General features: G+C 60.7%; 15 protein-coding genes. 7 read left to right on the top strand and 8 right to left on the bottom strand.

The genetic code is table 11. From position 1 onward, the window contains the following. Nucleotides 1–500: 500 nt before the first annotated feature. The 5 genes from I2G43_RS10025 to I2G43_RS10005 form a co-directional block, all read right to left on the bottom strand. The gene (locus tag I2G43_RS10025) at nucleotides 501–1,199 is read right to left on the bottom strand and encodes a DUF6580 family putative transport protein (RefSeq protein WP_229071802.1); all 699 of its coding nucleotides are present in this window, start codon (nucleotides 1,197–1,199) and stop codon (nucleotides 501–503) included. A 121-nt stretch (nucleotides 1,200–1,320) separates the two neighbouring features. Beyond that, on the bottom strand, nucleotides 1,321–1,758 hold the full coding sequence (locus tag I2G43_RS10020) for a hypothetical protein (RefSeq protein WP_117778675.1): 438 nt from the start codon (nucleotides 1,756–1,758) through the stop codon (nucleotides 1,321–1,323). Nucleotides 1,759–1,836: 78 nt separating this feature from the next. Then, a complete protein-coding gene (locus tag I2G43_RS10015) occupies nucleotides 1,837–3,027 on the bottom strand; it encodes an MFS transporter (RefSeq protein ID WP_158558638.1) in 1,191 nt (396 codons plus the stop codon). Between the two features lie 14 nt (nucleotides 3,028–3,041). Beyond that, nucleotides 3,042–4,688 (bottom strand): amidohydrolase, encoded by a 1,647-nt coding sequence (locus I2G43_RS10010; protein ID WP_195536033.1) that lies wholly within the window; start codon nucleotides 4,686–4,688, stop codon nucleotides 3,042–3,044. A gap of 2 nt (nucleotides 4,689–4,690) precedes the next feature. Further along, complete coding sequence (locus I2G43_RS10005) at nucleotides 4,691–5,902, bottom strand: MFS transporter (protein ID WP_195536032.1); 1,212 nt, start codon at nucleotides 5,900–5,902, stop codon at nucleotides 4,691–4,693. 200 nt (nucleotides 5,903–6,102) lie between these two features. On the opposite strand from I2G43_RS10005, the gene I2G43_RS10000 reads away from it, so the two are divergent. Further along, nucleotides 6,103–6,885, top strand: coding sequence for a helix-turn-helix transcriptional regulator (locus I2G43_RS10000; RefSeq protein ID WP_195536031.1), 783 nt, complete (start codon nucleotides 6,103–6,105; stop codon nucleotides 6,883–6,885). Nucleotides 6,886–6,910: 25 nt separating this feature from the next. Here the strand turns inward: I2G43_RS10000 and I2G43_RS09995 are convergent, their stop codons facing one another. After that, nucleotides 6,911–8,554, bottom strand: a complete 1,644-nt coding sequence (locus tag I2G43_RS09995) for an ABC transporter ATP-binding protein (protein ID WP_195536030.1) — start codon at nucleotides 8,552–8,554, stop codon at nucleotides 6,911–6,913. Then, a complete protein-coding gene (locus I2G43_RS09990) occupies nucleotides 8,554–9,441 on the bottom strand; it encodes an energy-coupling factor transporter transmembrane component T (protein WP_324249542.1) in 888 nt (295 codons plus the stop codon). Before I2G43_RS09990 ends, I2G43_RS09995 begins: the two co-directional genes overlap by 1 nt. A 199-nt stretch (nucleotides 9,442–9,640) precedes the next feature. Between I2G43_RS09990 and glmU the strand changes: the two genes are divergently transcribed. Then, entirely contained in the window at nucleotides 9,641–11,053 is a 1,413-nt protein-coding gene (glmU, locus tag I2G43_RS09985; protein ID WP_195536028.1) for a bifunctional UDP-N-acetylglucosamine diphosphorylase/glucosamine-1-phosphate N-acetyltransferase GlmU, read from the top strand. A 191-nt stretch (nucleotides 11,054–11,244) separates the two neighbouring features. Next, nucleotides 11,245–12,231: a ribose-phosphate diphosphokinase gene (locus tag I2G43_RS09980; protein WP_089573682.1), complete on the top strand. Its 987-nt coding sequence runs from the start codon at nucleotides 11,245–11,247 to the stop codon at nucleotides 12,229–12,231. Between the two features lie 93 nt (nucleotides 12,232–12,324). On the opposite strand, the gene I2G43_RS09975 is transcribed toward I2G43_RS09980, so the two are convergent. Beyond that, complete coding sequence (locus tag I2G43_RS09975; RefSeq protein WP_117655732.1) at nucleotides 12,325–12,528, bottom strand: hypothetical protein; 204 nt, start codon at nucleotides 12,526–12,528, stop codon at nucleotides 12,325–12,327. A 266-nt stretch (nucleotides 12,529–12,794) separates the two neighbouring features. Between I2G43_RS09975 and I2G43_RS09970 the strand changes: the two genes are divergently transcribed. The 4 genes from I2G43_RS09970 to gltA all read left to right on the top strand — a co-directional run bounded on the left by I2G43_RS09970 (nucleotide 12,795) and on the right by gltA (nucleotide 17,406). After that, nucleotides 12,795–13,811: an endonuclease domain-containing protein gene (locus I2G43_RS09970; protein ID WP_229071800.1), complete on the top strand. Its 1,017-nt coding sequence runs from the start codon at nucleotides 12,795–12,797 to the stop codon at nucleotides 13,809–13,811. Between the two features lie 351 nt (nucleotides 13,812–14,162). Further along, nucleotides 14,163–14,792: an aminoacyl-tRNA hydrolase gene (pth, locus tag I2G43_RS09965; protein ID WP_195536026.1), complete on the top strand. Its 630-nt coding sequence runs from the start codon at nucleotides 14,163–14,165 to the stop codon at nucleotides 14,790–14,792. Between the two features lie 374 nt (nucleotides 14,793–15,166). Then, nucleotides 15,167–16,006 (top strand): sulfide/dihydroorotate dehydrogenase-like FAD/NAD-binding protein, encoded by an 840-nt coding sequence (locus tag I2G43_RS09960; protein ID WP_117647773.1) that lies wholly within the window; start codon nucleotides 15,167–15,169, stop codon nucleotides 16,004–16,006. Then, on the top strand, nucleotides 15,997–17,406 hold the full coding sequence (gene gltA / locus I2G43_RS09955) for an NADPH-dependent glutamate synthase (protein ID WP_089572633.1): 1,410 nt from the start codon (nucleotides 15,997–15,999) through the stop codon (nucleotides 17,404–17,406). Before I2G43_RS09960 ends, gltA begins: the two co-directional genes overlap by 10 nt. The last annotated feature ends 122 nt before the right edge of the window (nucleotides 17,407–17,528 follow it).

Below are 17,528 nucleotides of genomic sequence, written 5' to 3'. Positions count from 1 at the left end.
TCATTTTCACTTCGCGAGATCATCCACGCAGCTCGCTTGCCACGAAACTGGCCCATCTACTACGTTTAAGCCACTACCCTCAACCACAGTGAACAACGCAAAAAGAAAACCGCAGGTAGAAAGCCTACGGTTTTTCATAAAACACGGTTGTAGTTGGGGGTGTCGGGCCAAACGTAGTAGATAGACCGATTTCGTGGCGGGCGGGTTCAGCTGATTCCCTGGGAACGTCTGGAGGCGAAAGAAAACGGATCAATTTGGCTCTCCGAGGGCCACGATGCCCGTCGTATCAGCCGGCTATTTTAAAACTATGCCGGTTTACGGGGCTGAATCGCGAACCCCCAACCATACGCAATTCCGAAATAATAAAACCGCAGGTAAACGGCTTGCTCTATTTCAAAAATAGCCGGCATGGTCTGCTTGTGCCAATCTGGCCCCGTAAACCGGCATAGTTTTAAAATGGCACTTCGGCAGTATTGATTCCCGCCCCGGCGCAACCAGCCCTACAGTCCGTACTTCACGACGACTCGGTTGATGCGGTGACACCAAGGCTTGTACAGGGCGACCAAAAACACGCAGGTCGCAAGGCCGTGCGTGATATCGAACGGTACGGCGGTGGCAAGACGCGCCATGGCACCCGCCCACGTGAGCGGTTGAACAAAACCGATAATGTCGTAGGCGTTGATCACAACGCCGTACAGCAAACCCGAAGCAAAGCCGTAGGTCAGCAGCGCCGGCATACGCACGGTGCCATCGGCGCGATCAAAAGCGCCGGCATACGCCAGCGCACCGCCAACGTATCCCACGAGCCCCCAGGCATACATCTGCCACGGCGTCCACATGCCCTGTCCAAAAAAGAAATTGCTGGTCAGCGCCGCCAGCGCGCCAACCATAAAACCATTGCGGCGGCCAAGCGTCGCCCCCGCGATAATGGCGATGGCACTCACGGGTTTAAAGTCGGGAATGGGACCGAACAAGATGCGCCCCGCCGCGGCCAACGCCGCCAACACCAGCGTGGGCATAATCTGGCGCAGGCCCGGGCGCGAAGCCTCGTAACCCGCAAAGAACAGCGCAAGCACCAGCGCCACCACAACCAGCATGGCCAACGCTGCCTGCTCAACGCCCGCCAGCAACGCCGCAGCCATCACCGCAGGAACCGCCAGCAGCAGCGGGATTTCCATATGTTGCAAGACGCGTGACAACGGCAGCCCCCATCAAACGAATGTCCGTTTATGGTAGCACGGGCAAAATGAGGCCGACCAATCCCCCGGCCGACCTTGGCTGCCAGTCGATCAGGCTTTCGCCACGCGACCGGTCTTGGCGCTATTCGCCCGTAACTTTAGCGGCAATGGCCGCGACAAAAGGATCAAACAGCAAGCCGCCCACAACGACAAAGGCCCATCCGCCCACCACGAGGCGAACCCAGCGCGAGAAAAACGGCACACCGTCGATAACGCCAACGCCTGACTGAAACGCGACTTCAAATAGCCCGATAATGCAGAAGAGCAGAGTAGCGCCCACAACGGTTCCGCAAATCCGTGCGCCCGGAGTGTTCCGATCAAAACCAAAAAACTCAACGCACGTCTCAATTGCTTTGCCAAAGAGCGGCAAAAAACCCACGAACTGTGCAATACCGATGGCCAGAATAAGCTGCCCCCAGAAACCAGTAAGTCCCTGAAAATCTAAGCCAGGCTTTCCCTCAACAATCGGCAGAAATGAACACATGAATAGAGGATTAACGATGCCGTTGAGAATGGTCACAGCGGTACTCTTTTTTAGTGTCAAGTAGACCAACTCCTTTTGCCCTTGTCGGCCAGGCCCAAAGGGCGGAAGCGAATATTACATAAGTGAATCGGGAGACGGCAGGAATGGCGACACCAGCGCCGTCGCGCCAAACAGAACAGCGCACCCAAAAAGCAGCGTTTCGTAGCTCTCGCCAATGCAGAAGGAGAGGGCCACGGGAATCAAAAACGTAAGTCCCAGTGAAACGGTGCTCACCACGCCGCCGGCGCTTCCCGCAAGTCCCTCGCGCACCTCGGGCAGCATGTAGGGCAGCGACTGAACGACCGGACCAGCGACGGAGCTCGAAACGCCGATCGCAAACATCAGCCCCACAGAAGGATGGGAGACAAAAGCCTCTCCTGCCCACATAAGGGCACTTCCCGCCATTGCGGAGATGGCCATAAACACGCGATAATCGCCAAATTGCGCCCGCACATAGGGTCCAGCCACGCTGCCGACAATCGATCCAAGCGTCACGAAAGAGGCGAGAAGTCCAGCAGCCTTGGGTTCAGTTGAAGCCTCAAGCGCTGAAACAAGATAACCCGAGTACGCCGTAGCCGATGCAAGGGCAACTCCAAGCAGTATCGCCACGAGCCAAACTATCGGCATCTTGATTACCGCCGCAAACGCACTTGCCGACGATGCAGCAGGCTCCGCGCCCTGAACGCCAAAGCCATCTGCAGCCTGCAGAACATCTGCCGACGGCGCAACCAGCAGCCACAGCAATCCAAACACGGCAAACAAAACCGCGGCAAGGGCATATGCTCGTCCGGGCGTTGCAAAGAGAGGAGAGGTTGCAAGCGAGCAGGCGATTCCGCCCGACCCCGCAGCGTAGAACCATCCCATGGCCCTATCGGTTTCTCCGCCAAAAGCGGAACCAAGCACTTTTAGAACGATGGCATTCACGACGCATGGTGCCGCACCCAGAAGCATGGTCGCCGTGAACAGCGTCGCAAACGATGCGCACTCCGCGCGAGCAGCCGCTGCAATTGCAGAAATCGCCGACGCGATGAATACGAGCGCCTTCACGCCATATCGATCGGCGCAAACGCCGACAGGCATGCCGAATACAACGGCAGGAACAAACGGGGCAAACAGGACGGCTGAAAACTCGGCCGAGGTCAGATGCAGGTCCGACACAACCAGATGTGTCAATCCCGACACCTGATACTGCGCGTAGTTCGCAGCAAACACGATGCCGCACACCACAAACAGCAGGGCATATTTTTCGACCGTCCCTTTGCTCACGTTCATCACCCTATCTATGCTTCATCCTTGCGATAGACGACGCGTCCGTTAAAGATCGTCGTCTCGACTTCGAGATCGCGAAGCGCCATCGGGTTCATTTCAAACGGATTGCCCGACAGGATGACGATATCGGCAAGCTTGCCGGCGGCAAGGCTGCCCAAACGGCGCTCAAAGCCCTCGACATATGCTGAGCCGAGCGTGTGCGCTTGCAGCGTCTCGCCGAGCGTCAGGGCATTCTCGCGGAAGTATCCCTCCGCCGGGTGCCCGTCAAACTCGCTACGCGTCACCGCAGCATACACGGTATCGATAGGATCGATTGACATCACCGCAGGCCAGTCAGTACCAAGCCCTAAGTGGATTCCGCCATCGGCCTCTTCCCTATAGCGCCACATGTGGCTCATGCGCTCTTCGCCGAGCGAGCCCTCGTACACGCCCTGCCCAAGGCCTCCAATGGGATGCTGCGGCTGAATCGCGGCGTTGATGCCCAGGCGCTTCATACGCGCAATGTCCTCAAACTGCAGGTTGTCGGTGTGCTCGATGGCAAAACGCGTCCCCTTGTCGCCGCACGCCTCCTCGGCGCGCTCGACGGCATCGATGATCATCGTGGCCGAGGCATCGCCAATGGCATGGATGCGAACGTCAAAGCCGCTCTTATCGGCCTCGAGCACCATGCGGTCGAGCGTCTCTTGGTTGCACGCCGGCTCGCCGCGGAAGCCCTTGCCCATGGGGGCGTTGAGATACGGCTCGTGCATGTATGCCGTATAGGCCTCGGGGCAGCCGTCCAGGATGTACTTAAGGCCCGCCATGCGCACGCGCTCGCCATGATGGCGCGCCCTCAGAGCCTGCGACTCCGCCATGGGAGCATCGAGCGCAGAGTAATAGCTAATGCGCAGCGTGCTGAGGTCCTCGTTTGCCAGTCGGTCGTAAATGTCGTACACGCCGGGCGTAGTCACGCCCAGGGGATGCATGTCGCCGATCGAAGTGATGCCGAGCCTGTTAAACTTGCGCATCGACTTGAGCAGCGAAGCATCGAGGTCCGGCTTGTTGAGCACCACATCGAGCAGAATGTTCGTCGCCTGGGGCTCGGACAGAAAACCGTTGGGCTCGCCGTTGTCAAAGTGGCGGATGAGGCCGCCCTCGGGCGTCGGGGTGTTACGGTCGATGCCGACCGCTTTGAGCGCGGCGGTATTGCACCAAACCACGTGCATCGAAAAGTCCGAAAGCACAATCGGGCGATCGATGTCGAGTGCATCGAGGCTACGGCAGTCGGGATCAGTCGGATCCTCCCATGCGGGCGAATACCAGCCCTGGCCGTAGATCCACGGGTTGTCGGGGTGCTCGGCGGCAAACTTCGCCACGGCATCGACGCAGGCCTGCTCGCTCGGCAAGAACATCAAATCGCAGCAGAAGTCCTCGTCTTTCTGGATGGAGCCGAGCGCAAAGTGCATGTGCGAATCGTTGAATCCGGGCATGACCAGCTTGTTGCCCGCATCGATCACCTCGGTATCGGGACCGACAAACGGCTGCACCTTGTCGGGTGCGCCCACGGCGACGATCTCGTTGCCGCGAACCGCGACGCATCCCGCATGGGGCTCAAGCTCCTCGGCCGTAAACAGCGCCGTCGTCTTAATGACGATGTCGGCAGGAACCACCGCCTCCATGATTACTCGCCGTCCTTAGCGGCGGCAGCCTGCATAGCCTTGCGGCCGAGCTCGGGCAGGAAGAAGACCGGCACCACGGAAAGCAGGAAGCAGAGGCTCTCGAGGCCCATGTTCATGGTGTAGTCGGCGCCGGCGACAGCGGAGATGCCGATGGGCAGGAAGTAGCTCATGAGCAGGGAGATGGTGCCAACGATGCCGCCAGCGGAACCGGCGTACGTGTCGCCGATCTCGGGGAGCAGAACCGGCATGGACTGCATGATCGGACCGTTGATGGCGGTGAAGAAGCCGTTGGTGACCAGGATCGCCCACAGCAGGAAGCCGACGGGGGTGTACCACGTCACGAACATCGAGACAGCGCCGATGAGCGTGGTGACGATGAGGAAGCCCTTGAACTTGCCAAGCTTGTCGCAGAAAGCAGGTCCCACGATGCAGCCGAAGAAGCTGCCGACGGTGACGATGGCGGCCATGAAGCCGGCGGTAGCGGCATCGATGCCCTTGCCGAGCTGGAGCGCCTGGGGCAGGAAGCCGGCATAGGCAGTGGTGGAGGCGAGGCCAAAGCCAACGCCGATGGAGATCAGCCACACGCCGTGGCTCTTGATGGCGACCTTGAGGTAGTCGAGCACTGGCTCGGGCTCGGGAAGCGGCTGACCCTCGGGCACGTCACGGTCGAGTACGATCCAAAGGACCCAGGAGATGGTCATGGCGACAGCGGCAACCATGTAGGAGTTGAAAACGCTGCCGAACATGCCGGCACAGATCTGGGCGACGACGATGGCGACGCACGAAGCGGCGTAGAACAAGCCCATGGCAAAGCCGGTCTGCTCGCGGAACCACGTGCCGAGCACCTTGATGAGGTTGGCGTTGAGCGCCGAGATGCCCATGCCGATCAGGAACATCGACACCATCTGCATCGTGAACGAGTCGAGCGTAAAGCAGCGGAGGAAGCCGCCGGCAACCGAAATTGCGGTGCAGACCGCAACGACCTTCTTGGAACCGATGCGGTCACCGAGGGCGCCCAGCGGAATCGAGAAGAAGACAGCAGTAAGCATGGGGACGAGGAACAGCATCGAGAAGCCGACGGTATCGATGTTGAGCATCGGCATGACCTCGACGGCGAGCGCCGAGACCTGGTACTGCATGTAGTTAGCCATAAAGCACAGCAAGCAAACGACCGAAACGATCGCCCAGCGCCATGAAGGAAGCTTCTCTTCCATGATGACTCCTTTGGTTAGTCGAGTATTCAGACAGCTTGGAGAGCCGGGCCCTGGCTCTTCGGTGCCCACATTTTGCGATTGACCCTTCACCGAAACCATTCGGCATCCGGCTTATCATCATGCGAAAAAAGGAGTAGTATCACTACGCTAAATAGCTAAAACGCCAGCTTAAACCCTACGCAATTTCATCGGAGGTCATCTTGAGCTTTCTGTCCGATTCCGAGTGGCTCTGCTTAAACGATCTTGTGCTTTCGATTAATTCCATCGACAACGACCGAGAATTCCGGTCGACCATCCTCAAGAAGTTGCGTTTTCTTATCCCCTACGAGTCGGCAGCGTTTTTCCTGAGCGATCTTTCCAAAGACCTCGTTTCCACCCCGCAGGAATGGAAGACGCGCGTCTTTCTCGACCCGCTCGGCATCGACGTCCCCGCCGGGATGCTCGAGCGCTACACCGAAGAGTACTGGCAACAGGATATGATCGTCGCGCATCGCAACCTCACGCGCTCGACGGTGCTGCGCGAATCCGACCAGCTCAGCCCCGGCGATATCGAGAGTAGCTATATGAAGGACTACCTTGGCGGCCGTCATGTCGTCAACGTGAGTTTCTTTAACGATGAGGGCTTTTTGGGATCGCTCAATCTCAATCGCAAAAAAGAGGAAGGCGACTTCACCGACCGCGAAGTCCAGATTCTGGAGCTGGTCGAGCCCCACCTTACCAATCGCCTATCCAAATGGCGTGTACGCGCCGACCGCAGTTCGTCTGAAATCGTATTTGCTCACGACTACGATGTCTCAGCGCGCGAAATCGATGTGTGTCGTTGCGTGTTATCGGGCATGGACAACGCGGCCATCGCCGAAGAGCTCTCCATCAGCACTGGCACCGTTAAAAAGCATCTGGAGAACATCTTTCGAAAAACGCGGGTCAATAGCCGTGTTGGGCTTATGGCGCTCCTTCAGCAGTACACGGCGCTCAAACAGTAAGCCCGATCTCGCCCCACGAACCCCATCACGCCCTATAAAACACGTTGTCGGCAAAAAAGTCGGCGGGCGGCTCCATACAGGCAATCTCGCCGTCAAACATCATGGCGATGTCGTCGGCTACCTGCTCGGCAAAATCCAGGTCGTGCGTTGCCATGATGACGGTGCCGCCAGCCCGCGCATGGTCGCGCAGGGCGCGGGCGATGATGCGGCGGCTGGCCAGGTCCAGACCCTTGGTGGGCTCATCGAGCAATAGCAGTTCGGGGCCGATTAGCAGTAGCTTTGCTAACGCAAGCAGTTGGCGCTGTCCGCCCGAAAGGTCATAGGGGTGGCGTTCCCCTAAGCCTGCGAGCCCCAGACTCACCGCGCGCTCCCGCGCTATATCCTCGCCGTACCCGCAGGTCGAAGCCCATTCCATCAGCTCGTCGCGCACCGTCTCGGCAACCAGCAATGCTTTGGGATTCTGAGGCAGCAGCGCCGCCGAGGCCGCTCCGCGCATCATGCGGCCGCGCTGCAGCTTGGCGGTCTTCGCCAGCACCGAAAGCATTGTCGACTTGCCGCAGCCGTTACCGCCAACAACCGCATGCACCGCGCCAGCCGAGAACTCCGCATCGAGTCCGCGCAGCACCCAACCGGACACGCGGTCGTAGCGAAACCAGCCCCCTGCCAGGGTGGTAGCTGACCCGGCGTGCATTTTTGGGAATATTCGGCATCCGCCGGCGCGCGATGGCGCCCCCGAGTCGTTTTGCGGCAGGATTTGCACCTCAAATTCAACCGATTTGCCCGATTTCAGTCCTTTATTCGCACTCGGAGCGGCCGCGCGCGGTCCCAAAGAGCTCTGCTGGCCACCGGCGTTGCTGAAAATTCCGTTTTTTGCACGCCGCGAGCCACCCCACCCTGGCACCTCACCAGAAAACAGCTCTTCGCGATGCCCCAAGGAGGCAATGTCGGCCACCTCGCGCACGCGGCCGCCCTCAATCCGGTACGCACACGTCGCATACTCGAGCATCGGCCGCGGCTGATGCGTCGCCACAACAACCGTGCAGCCCAGCTCGCGATTCACGCGAAACAGCGCGTGCAGAAAATTCTTCTCGGCAACGGGATCGAGCTGAGACGTGGGCTCGTCGAGTAGCAGCACACGCGGACGCAGTGCCAGGACGGCGGCAAGCGACAGCAGCTGCTTGCGGCCACCCGAAAGCGTATCGGTATCACGATGAAGCCAGTCCTCCAGACCAAAGAAATAGCTGGTCTCGGCAACACGGCGGCGCATCTCGTCGCGCGACACGCCCAGATTCTCTAGGCCAAACGCCATCTCGTGCCACACGGTTTCGCACACGATCTGGTTCTCGGGATCCTGGAACACATAACCCACGCGCTCCGCCGATGCCCGCACATCCATGTCGGCGACGGGCTCGCCCAGCACGCGCAGCTCGCCGGAGCGCGTACCCGCCGGCGCGATCTCGGGCTTGAGCAGCGACAGCAGCGTCGACTTGCCCGAACCGGTACCGCCAACAAGCAGTGCAAACGCACCTTGGGAAACACGCCAATCAAGCCCGTCGAGTACCGGTGCCTCGGCCCCGGGATAGGCAAAACTAAGGCCTCGCACCTCAATCGCCGGCGCGGCCGAGCCATATGCCACACCCGCCGACGAGCTCCTATCAAACCGAGCCATCAGCCAAACCTCTTCTCGTCAATCGCGTGCAACGCACAAGGCAGCACCATCCAGGCAGCGTACACGACATAGCCCGGCCACGGCGCCGGCACCGAGAGCTGCGGATAAAACGAATACTGCGTCGTTGCGGTCCACGCCACTGCCACCGTGGCCACGCCAAACAGCGCAAGCCCAACCAGCGCGGCAACGTCGCTGCGCCCCAGTCGATACCGCGCATACGTCGTACGACGCGTCGCGGCGCCCCACCCGCGCGAGCGCATCGCGTCCGCGCGCTCCAGCGAATCTTCCATGCCCCAGCCCATCAATACGCTCGACGCCCGCAGGTGCGAGCGCACGGGGTCGGCCGGCGCGCGGCCCGGCACATCAATCGCATCCTGCACCGCCAGCACCGTACGACCGCGGCGCAAAAACTGCGGGATAAGCCTCATGCACATCGAGATCATGAGCGCAATCACCGGTGCGGCATTACCCAGCAGCGCGAGCACCTTGTCGTATTCGAGCATCGACGCCGCGGCCTCAAACCACAGCACGCTCGCCACAAACAGCCCGCCCATGCACAGGCCGTAAACCATGCTCTCTAGATACACCGCGCGCATGCCAATACGGAACAGCTCCGTCGAGCCCGAGGCGCTAAACAGCGGATTGAGCACCGCAACGATCAAAATCACCGGCAGCTGCCAGCGGAGTGCGCCCAGCGTGCGGGCAGCCCCACGCGTCGCAAATCCATACGCCAGCCCGCCCGCAAGTGACAGCGCAATCAGCGCCGGCTGCATCGAGAACATAGTGAGCCCCAGCGTCAGCACTATATAGAGTGCCGGCACAGCCGGATGCGACATCGAGAATGCCGCGACGGGCTCGCCGCCAAACTCCTCTCGTATGTTGTCCACGGGCACCCCCGTCCCCTCGCTCAAACAACAGCTCCGCAGCACCGCCAACGCCGCACACAAGCAGTGCAAACGCCACGCCGGCGGCGCAAGCCTCAACCGCCGCAAACCAATCGTTACGCGCTCGTCATATGCCTGCGGTATCATATTGCGCCGTGTATCGTTTCCAAACACACGTCTCTATAACGTAACAGGAGATCACATGGACGCAACCGCAATTATCCTCGCTGCCGGCGAGGGCACCCGCATGAAGTCGAACCACTGCAAGGTTTCGCACAAGATCCTGGGTAAGCCCATGGTCCAGTGGATCGTCGACGCTACCATCAAGGCCGGCTGCAGCCGCGTCGTGGTTGTCATCGGCAGCCACGCCGACGAGATGCGCGCCCTCATCGACGGCGCCTACGCCAACAGCGCCACCAAGGTCGAGTGCGTCGAGCAGACCGAGCGTCTGGGCACCGGTCACGCCGTGAAGGTCGCGCTCGAGGCCTGTGGCATCACCGAGGGTCCGGTCGTCGTGCTCAACGGCGATCTGCCGCTCATCACCGCCGACACCGTCGCCAAGTTCGCGCAAACCGTCGCCACCGGCGAGCTCGCCTGCACCGTCATGACCATGACCCCGCCCGATCCTTTCGGCTACGGCCGCATCAAGCTGGGCGCCGACGGTCAGATCGAGCGCATCATCGAGCAGAAGGACTGCACGCCCGAGCAGGCCGCCACGCTGCTGGAGTGCAACGCCGGCTGCTACGCCTTTGACGGCGCGCAGCTCGCCGCCCACATTAACGAGATCGGCAACGACAACGCGCAATCCGAGTACTACCTGCCCGACATGCTCGAGATCCTCAAAGGCCACGGCCAGGCTGTCTCCATCTTCCACTGCGACGACTACCGCGACGGCCTGGGCGTCAACAGCCGCATCCAGCTCGCACAGCTCACCGCCATCGCGCGCGACCGTATCAACGAGCACTGGATGGCCGAGGGCGTTACCTTCATCGACCCCACGCAGGCCTGGATCGGCCCCGATGCCGTTATCGGCCGCGATACCGTCGTGTGGCCGCAGACGCACCTGATCGGCCACGTCACCGTGGGCGAGGAGTGCCAGCTCGGTCCCAACAGCCGCCTCACCGACACCACCGTCGGCAGCGGCTGCACCATCGATGAGACCATCGCCATCGAGGCCGTCATCGAGAACGGCGTCGACTGCGGCCCGCGCGCCTACCTGCGCCCGGGCACCCACATGCTCGACGGCTCCAAGGCCGGCACGCACGTGGAGATCAAGAAGTCCACGATCGGCGAGGGCTCCAAGGTGCCGCACCTGTCCTACATCGGCGACACCACCATGGGCTCCGGCGTCAACGTGGGCGCGGGCTCCATCACCTGCAACTACGATGGCGTGCACAAGCACAAGACCGTCATCGGCAAGGACGCCTTCATTGGCTCCGACACCATGATGGTCGCGCCCGCTCAGATCGGCGACGGTGCACTCGTGGCCGCCGGCTCCGTCATCACCGAGCCGGTCCCGGCAGACGCGCTCGGACTGGGCCGCGCCCGTCAGGTAAATATTGAGGGCTGGGCCGCCGATTATCGCCGCCGTCTGCACGAGGACGACGAGGTATAACGTTTTACCAAGCATCTAAGGAGCTGTTCCCATGGGGACGGCTCCTTTTTCTATGCTGACCTGCGCGGCCGGATGAGTGGTCGGTTCGTGTCCGTTGACGGTAAAGACGTTATCAAGACTCGATAAACCCCACCGCGCGGTTACAATGCAACAAGGCATCTATATGGCATTCGATTTAAAGGAGAAGGGTAATGCCGATTAATGATCCCGAGAAGTCGGAGAATATGCGCAAGTCCATCCGCGTGTATTCCGGTTCCTCCAACCGTCCCCTCGCTCAGAAGATTGCTGAGTACCTTGGGGTCGAGCTTTCGGGCCTTACGCTAAAGCAGTTCGCCAATGGTGAGATTTACGCCCGCTACGACGAGACCGTCCGCGGCGCCGACGTCTTCCTGATTCAGTCCGTGGCCGGCGGCAACGTCAACGACATGCTCATGGAGCTGCTCATCGCCACCGACGCTGCCAAGCGTGCATCCGCCCGCTCCATCACCGCCGTCATCACCCACTACGGCTATGCCCGCCAGGACCGCAAGGCCGGCCCGCGCGAGCCCATCACCGCCCGCCTCGTCGCCAACCTGCTCGAGCGTGCCGGCGTCAACCGCATCATCACCCTCGACCTGCACCAGGGCCAGATCCAGGGCTTCTTCGATATCCCGGTTAACCACCTGTCCGCACTGCCGCTGTTTGGCCAGTACTACAACGACATGCACTTCGACACCGACAACCTGGTTGTCGTCTCCCCCGATGTGGGCCGCGCCAAGGCTGCCAAGAAGCTGTCCGACATGCTCGGCTGCGATCTGGCCATCGCCCACAAGGGCCGCCCGCGCCACAACGCCGCCGAGGTCATGGGCATCATCGGTGACATCAAGGGCAAGACCTGCATCATCAACGACGACATGATCGATACCGCTGGCACCCTGTGCGCCAACGTCAAGGAGCTCAAGGCCATGGGCGCCGGCGACATCTACGTGTGCGCCACCCACGGCATCTTCTCCGGCCCGGCCATCGAGCGCCTGAACGACGCCCCCATCGTCGAGTGCGTCGTCACCGACGCCATCCCCGTCGAGGTCGGCGGCAAGATCAAGACCATCTCGGTCGCCGAGGAGTTCGCTCAGGCCATCTCCGCCGTTTACCACGAGGAGCCCGTCTCCACGCTCGTCGGCGGCGACTTCGCGCTGTAGTCCAACGCGTATCGCATCATCTTTGATGTTTTTAAAGGGTCGGAAGCTCGCTTCCGACCCTTTTTCTATTCCTCGCCAATCCGCCCTGGACAGTTAGTTCAGATACGTATTTTTTAAGGCTCCAAAGGTCCGTTCGGAGCCTTCTGAGCTCCCCGGCGGATGCCATGCCGCCCGAAGCTCATCGTTTTCGAGTACAACCGCCGCATATATTATCTTCAAATCGCCCTCGAAGGCCCTTAGAAACACCTCGAACGCCCGCCGCCTTATACGTATCTGAACTAACTGTCCAGTAGCCATCGTCAACCTTCTCGGCAGAGCTCAATTTCCTGCAATCCCCTCAACCGATTCCACCGATTTCCTAACACCCGGCCGTTCATGGCGCCCAGCACCCCGCTGAGCGAAAAGAACGGTATGGCGGTCGCATTCTGCCGCCAACTTAGTACGTTATAGCTATGACGACCGTGATTTCACATTTCTCCGCCCTCCGCGCAATTCGTCGCGCACGACGGGCGTACTCTGCCCTACCCTGGAGCTCCATTGATAGTGAACAGCAAGCACAGGCCTTGGCTAGCTGCATTCCCAATAATGACGCGATAGACTTTGGCGCACTTTCGATACTCGACGCCTGGAATGAAGATGATTCCGAGCTGCTCGATCTTCTCGTTTCAAACGAAGGCAACCGACGCCCCGACAAGCGACTTCTTCAGCATATTCTCTCCGCTCCGCTTCCTGAAGGTGCAATTATGCACGTCGAGGCCGACATCTACGCAACGTCTCCTGCCATGACAGCCATGCTTTGTTCTAAAAATGAATCAGTCGCCAAAACCTTGATGCTTCTCATGGAACTGGTCGGAACTTACTCCCTTCCTCCCGGGGCAACATACCCCATTGCCCATGACGACATCTGGCCCAAGGGCGATGGCTACGAAGCGACGGGCGATCTTGATTGCCTGGGCAACCAGTCAGCGGCCGAACAACAGAACGAAACCCGCTATGAACAGGCGCACTACAAATGCGAGCCCGCCACGACCATCGAAGAGCTCGAGGCGGTCGCACGGTTCGCCAAAAGTAGCTCATACGCCTCGTTTCGCACGGCAGTCAAACTCGCCCGGGCTGGATCCGCATCCCCAGCCGAATCCCTAATGTTTGCCGTTCTCGGAGCGCCCATGCGCTTTGGCGGATTCGGATGTTGCAGCCTGCCCATGGGAGGCCTGCTACTCAACCATCGAATCGACTTCGATACTCTTGCGGTCAACATGTCCTCGGGCATCCCCTATGCCATCTGCGACCTATATTGCCCGGCAGCCGGAGTCGACAACGAATACAACGGAATTGGGCATGAGCTTCAAAACGCTCGCATCCACGATGGCAATCGAAATAATGGCCTCAAGGCCATGGGCATCCACGTCCTGGTTATCAATCGCGACCAAATGAAAGACCTTGTTGCACTCGAAGCCTTCGCCCAAACGATGCATCGACTCGCAGGAGTCCGATTCCGGTACCGTATCAAGGGCTATCGCAAGCGTCAGGCCGCTTGGCTCAACGCTCTGCGGGCCGGAACCGGCCTCGCGCCGGCCTAAACGGCGAATCACCCGTGCGCCGTCGAGCAGGGCTGGGCAGTTAGTTCAAATACGTATAAATGGACGCATTGAATTAGACTGTTTTGCAACTATCTCTATACCATTCGCCCTATTTGAAGGCAGGGTAGACTTCAAAACAGCGCCATATGGACTAACTAAAGCTCCAAAACAACGTATCGGCATTGAATTGAGTAATTCGAGTCCTCAGAACTTATACGTATCTGAACTAACTGTCCACCTCGGATTTCGACGTCCGTCCAAACGCCCCCAAACGCCCTCAATTACCCTCCATTTGACAGCGGCAACAGGGTCGCTCACCATAGCAGGCGACAAATCAACGAAAGGATGAACATGGCAGCTGCACAGCCGCTTAAGATTCGCATGGTTGCCGGACTCGGCAACCCGGGTGAGGAATATGCCGAGACCCGCCACAACGCCGGCTTTAAGGCGATCGATGAGCTGGCCCGTCAGGCCGGTGTCACGTACTGGAAAAACCAGGCCGGCGCCGAGGTCGCACTCATCAACATCAACGATCCCGAGGAAGAGGGTGGCAAGCGCCAGATCGTGCTGGTCAAGCCGCAGTCGTATATGAATACCTCGGGTGGCCCCATCTCCAAGCTCTGCCGCGAGTACAAGATCAAGGCCGAGGAGCTACTCGTGATTCACGACGAGCTCGACATCCCCGCCGGTGACGTGCGCGTCAAGGTGGGCGGTGGCCACGCCGGGCACAACGGCCTGCGCTCCATCATCGACAAGATGGGCAGCCGCGGCTTTAGCCGTATCCGCACCGGCATCGGCAACCCTCCCGGCAAGATGGCCGTGGCAGACTATGTGCTCAAACAGCTGCGCGCCCGCGAGGCCGATGACTTCCAGGACACCTGCGCCCGCGCCGCCGACGCCGCGGGTCTCGCCATCGTGCACGGCGTGATCTATGCCCGCGACCACGTCAACGGCGCCGCCTCCGCCAACGGCAAGCACTAAAACCTACCGTTTAGGGACAGGTTTATTTTGGCAGGTTCTATCTACAGAAACGCCCCGGTGGCCGCATCGCAATAAACCCCGCGCCGCCATACACGCATAACACCCCAAAGGGGGCCGGCCTCATCACAACCCGAGGCCGGCCCCCTTTGCCGTTTTGCCTGATAAAACCGACCAAAATAAACCTATCCCTATTTGGTAGGTCGAAGTGGATAAACCCTTTTCCCAACCGCCGAAGACACACGTAAACAGCATGTCCATGAGGGTATAATTTGTACCGTATGTCTGCACAACGCCTGTGCGCGTACGGTTTTATTCGGGCTACCGTCCATTTCCGTGGAGGCACGGTTCGGCGGCCCTAACAAGAGAGGGGTTCTATGTATAAGATCCTGGAGAAGACGCAGTTCTCGGAGAAGGTGTTCAAGTTCCGCATCGAGGCGCCCGCAATCGCCAAGCATGCGCACGCTGGACAGTTCCTCATGGTTCGCGCCAACGAGACGGGCGAGCGCGTCCCGTTTACCCTGGCCGGCTGGAACGGTGACGAGGGCTGGGTCGAGTTCATCTTCATGGTGATCGGCAAGACCACCGAGATGCTGTCCACCTACGAGGCCGGCGAGTCGCTGCGCGACGTCGTGGGCCCGCTGGGCGTTCCCACCGAGATGGCCGAGGGCCCCTGCGCCGTCATTGGCGGCGGCGTCGGCCTGGCAATTGCCTTCCCGGTCGCCAAGCACCTGGTCGAGACCGGTCACGAAGTTCACGCCATCATGGGCGCCCGCACCAAAGACCTCCTGCTCATGGAGGACCAGTTCCGCGAGCTCCTCGACGAGGACCACATCCATATCACCACTGACGACGGCTCCTACGGCGAGCAGGGCGTTGTCACCGCTCCGCTGGAGCGCCTGCTGCAGGACAAGGCCGTGAGCCAGGTCTTCTGCGTCGGCCCCGTTCCGATGATGAAGTTCTCGACCCTCACCGCCCAGAAGTACGACACCCCCATCACCGCGTCGCTCAACCCCATCATGGTTGACGGCACCGGTATGTGCGGCTGCTGCCGCGTCGAGGTGGGCGGCGTGACCAAGTTCGCTTGCGTCGACGGCCCCGACTTCGATGCCACCCTGGTCGACTGGGATGACCTTCGTGCCCGCCAGGCCGCTTACCGTTCCGAAGAGGGCGCGTCCCTCAAGGCCTATGAGGAAAAGAGCTGCGCATGCCACTAGTTAACGGTCGTTTCGTTGCCGATATGAAGTCGCCCCGCACCCCCGATAACGAGGAGCCGGCTGCCGAGCGCGCCTGCGACTTCCGCCCCGTCGACAAGGGCTTCACCGAGGAGATGGCGCTGGCCGAGGCCGAGCGCTGCCTCAACTGCAAGAAGCCGTTCTGTGTTGAGGGTTGCCCCGTCAACATCAACATTCCCCGCTTTATCGAGCAGATCCGCGCGAAGGACTTCGGCGGCGCCCTCGATACCATCCGCGAGGACTCCATGCTTCCCGCCATCTGCGGTCGCGTCTGCCCGCAGGAGAACCAGTGCGAGGGCAAGTGCATCCGTGGTAAGAAGTCCGAGCCCGTGGCCATCGGCCAGCTCGAGCGCTTCCTGGGTGACCGCCCCGAGCTCGCCTCCACGCCCAAGATGGCCCCCAAGAACGGCAAGAAGGTCGCCGTCGTGGGCTCTGGCCCGTCCGGCATCACCTGCGCCGGCGAGCTCGCCCGTAACGGCTTTGACGTCACCGTCTTCGAGGCATTCTTCACCGGCGGCGGCGTGCTGGTCTACGGCATCCCCGAGTTCCGTCTGCCCAAGGCAGTCGTCAAGCGTGAGATTGACGGCCTGGAGGACATGGGCGTCAAGTTTGAGTACAACTCCGTCGTGGGCAACATGGCTACGGCCGAGGAGCTGTTCGAGCAGGGCTTCGACGCCATCTACGTGGCGACCGGCGCTGGCCTGCCCAAGTTCCTCAACGTCCCCGGCGAGAACCTGCCCAACGTCTTCTTCGCGAACGAGTACCTCACCCGCGTGAACCTGATGAAGGCCAACAAGTTCCCCGAGTACGACACCCCCACCAAGCACGGCAAGAACGTCGTCGTCTTTGGTGGCGGCAACGTGGCTATGGACGCCGTCCGTACCGCCAAGCGCCTGGGCGCCGAGCACGCCATCATCGCCTACCGTCGTACCGAGGACGAGATGCCCTGCCGTCGCGCCGAGCTGCACCATGCTAAGGCCGAGGGCGTCGAGGTTCTGCCGCTCGTCTCCCCGCTCGAGTTTGTCGCTGGCGAGGACGGCTCCGTGTGCGCCGTCAAGGTCCAGAAGATGGAGCTCGGCGAGCCCGACGAGTCCGGCCGCCGTCGCCCGGTGCCCATCGAGGGCGCCATCGAGGAGATTCCCTGCGACGTCGCGATCTCGGCTATCGGCACCAACGCCAACCCCTTCGCTGCCAAGATCGGCGGCAAGATGGAGCTCAACAAGTGGGGCTACATCGTCGCCGACGAGGAGACCGGCCAGACCACCGATCCCCGCATCTGGGCCGGCGGCGACATCGTCACCGGTGCCGCTACGGTCATTCTGGCGATGGGCGCCGGCAAGAAGGCCGCCGCTTCCATCACCAAGAGCCTGCTGGGCGAGTAATCACCCTCAGCGCTAGCCATTAAACGGCAAAGTCCCCGCCGAGCACACGCCCGGCGGGGACTTTTTTCTATGCCGGTCGACCGACCACCACAAAGGGGACAGGCACCTTTGTGGTGGTTTTG

It is taken from the genome of Collinsella aerofaciens (assembly GCF_015557435.1).
Lineage (GTDB): Bacteria > Actinomycetota > Coriobacteriia > Coriobacteriales > Coriobacteriaceae > Collinsella > Collinsella aerofaciens_Z.
Note: the sequence above shows the minus strand (reverse complement) of the source record. Positions and strands in the feature narration are given on the sequence as shown.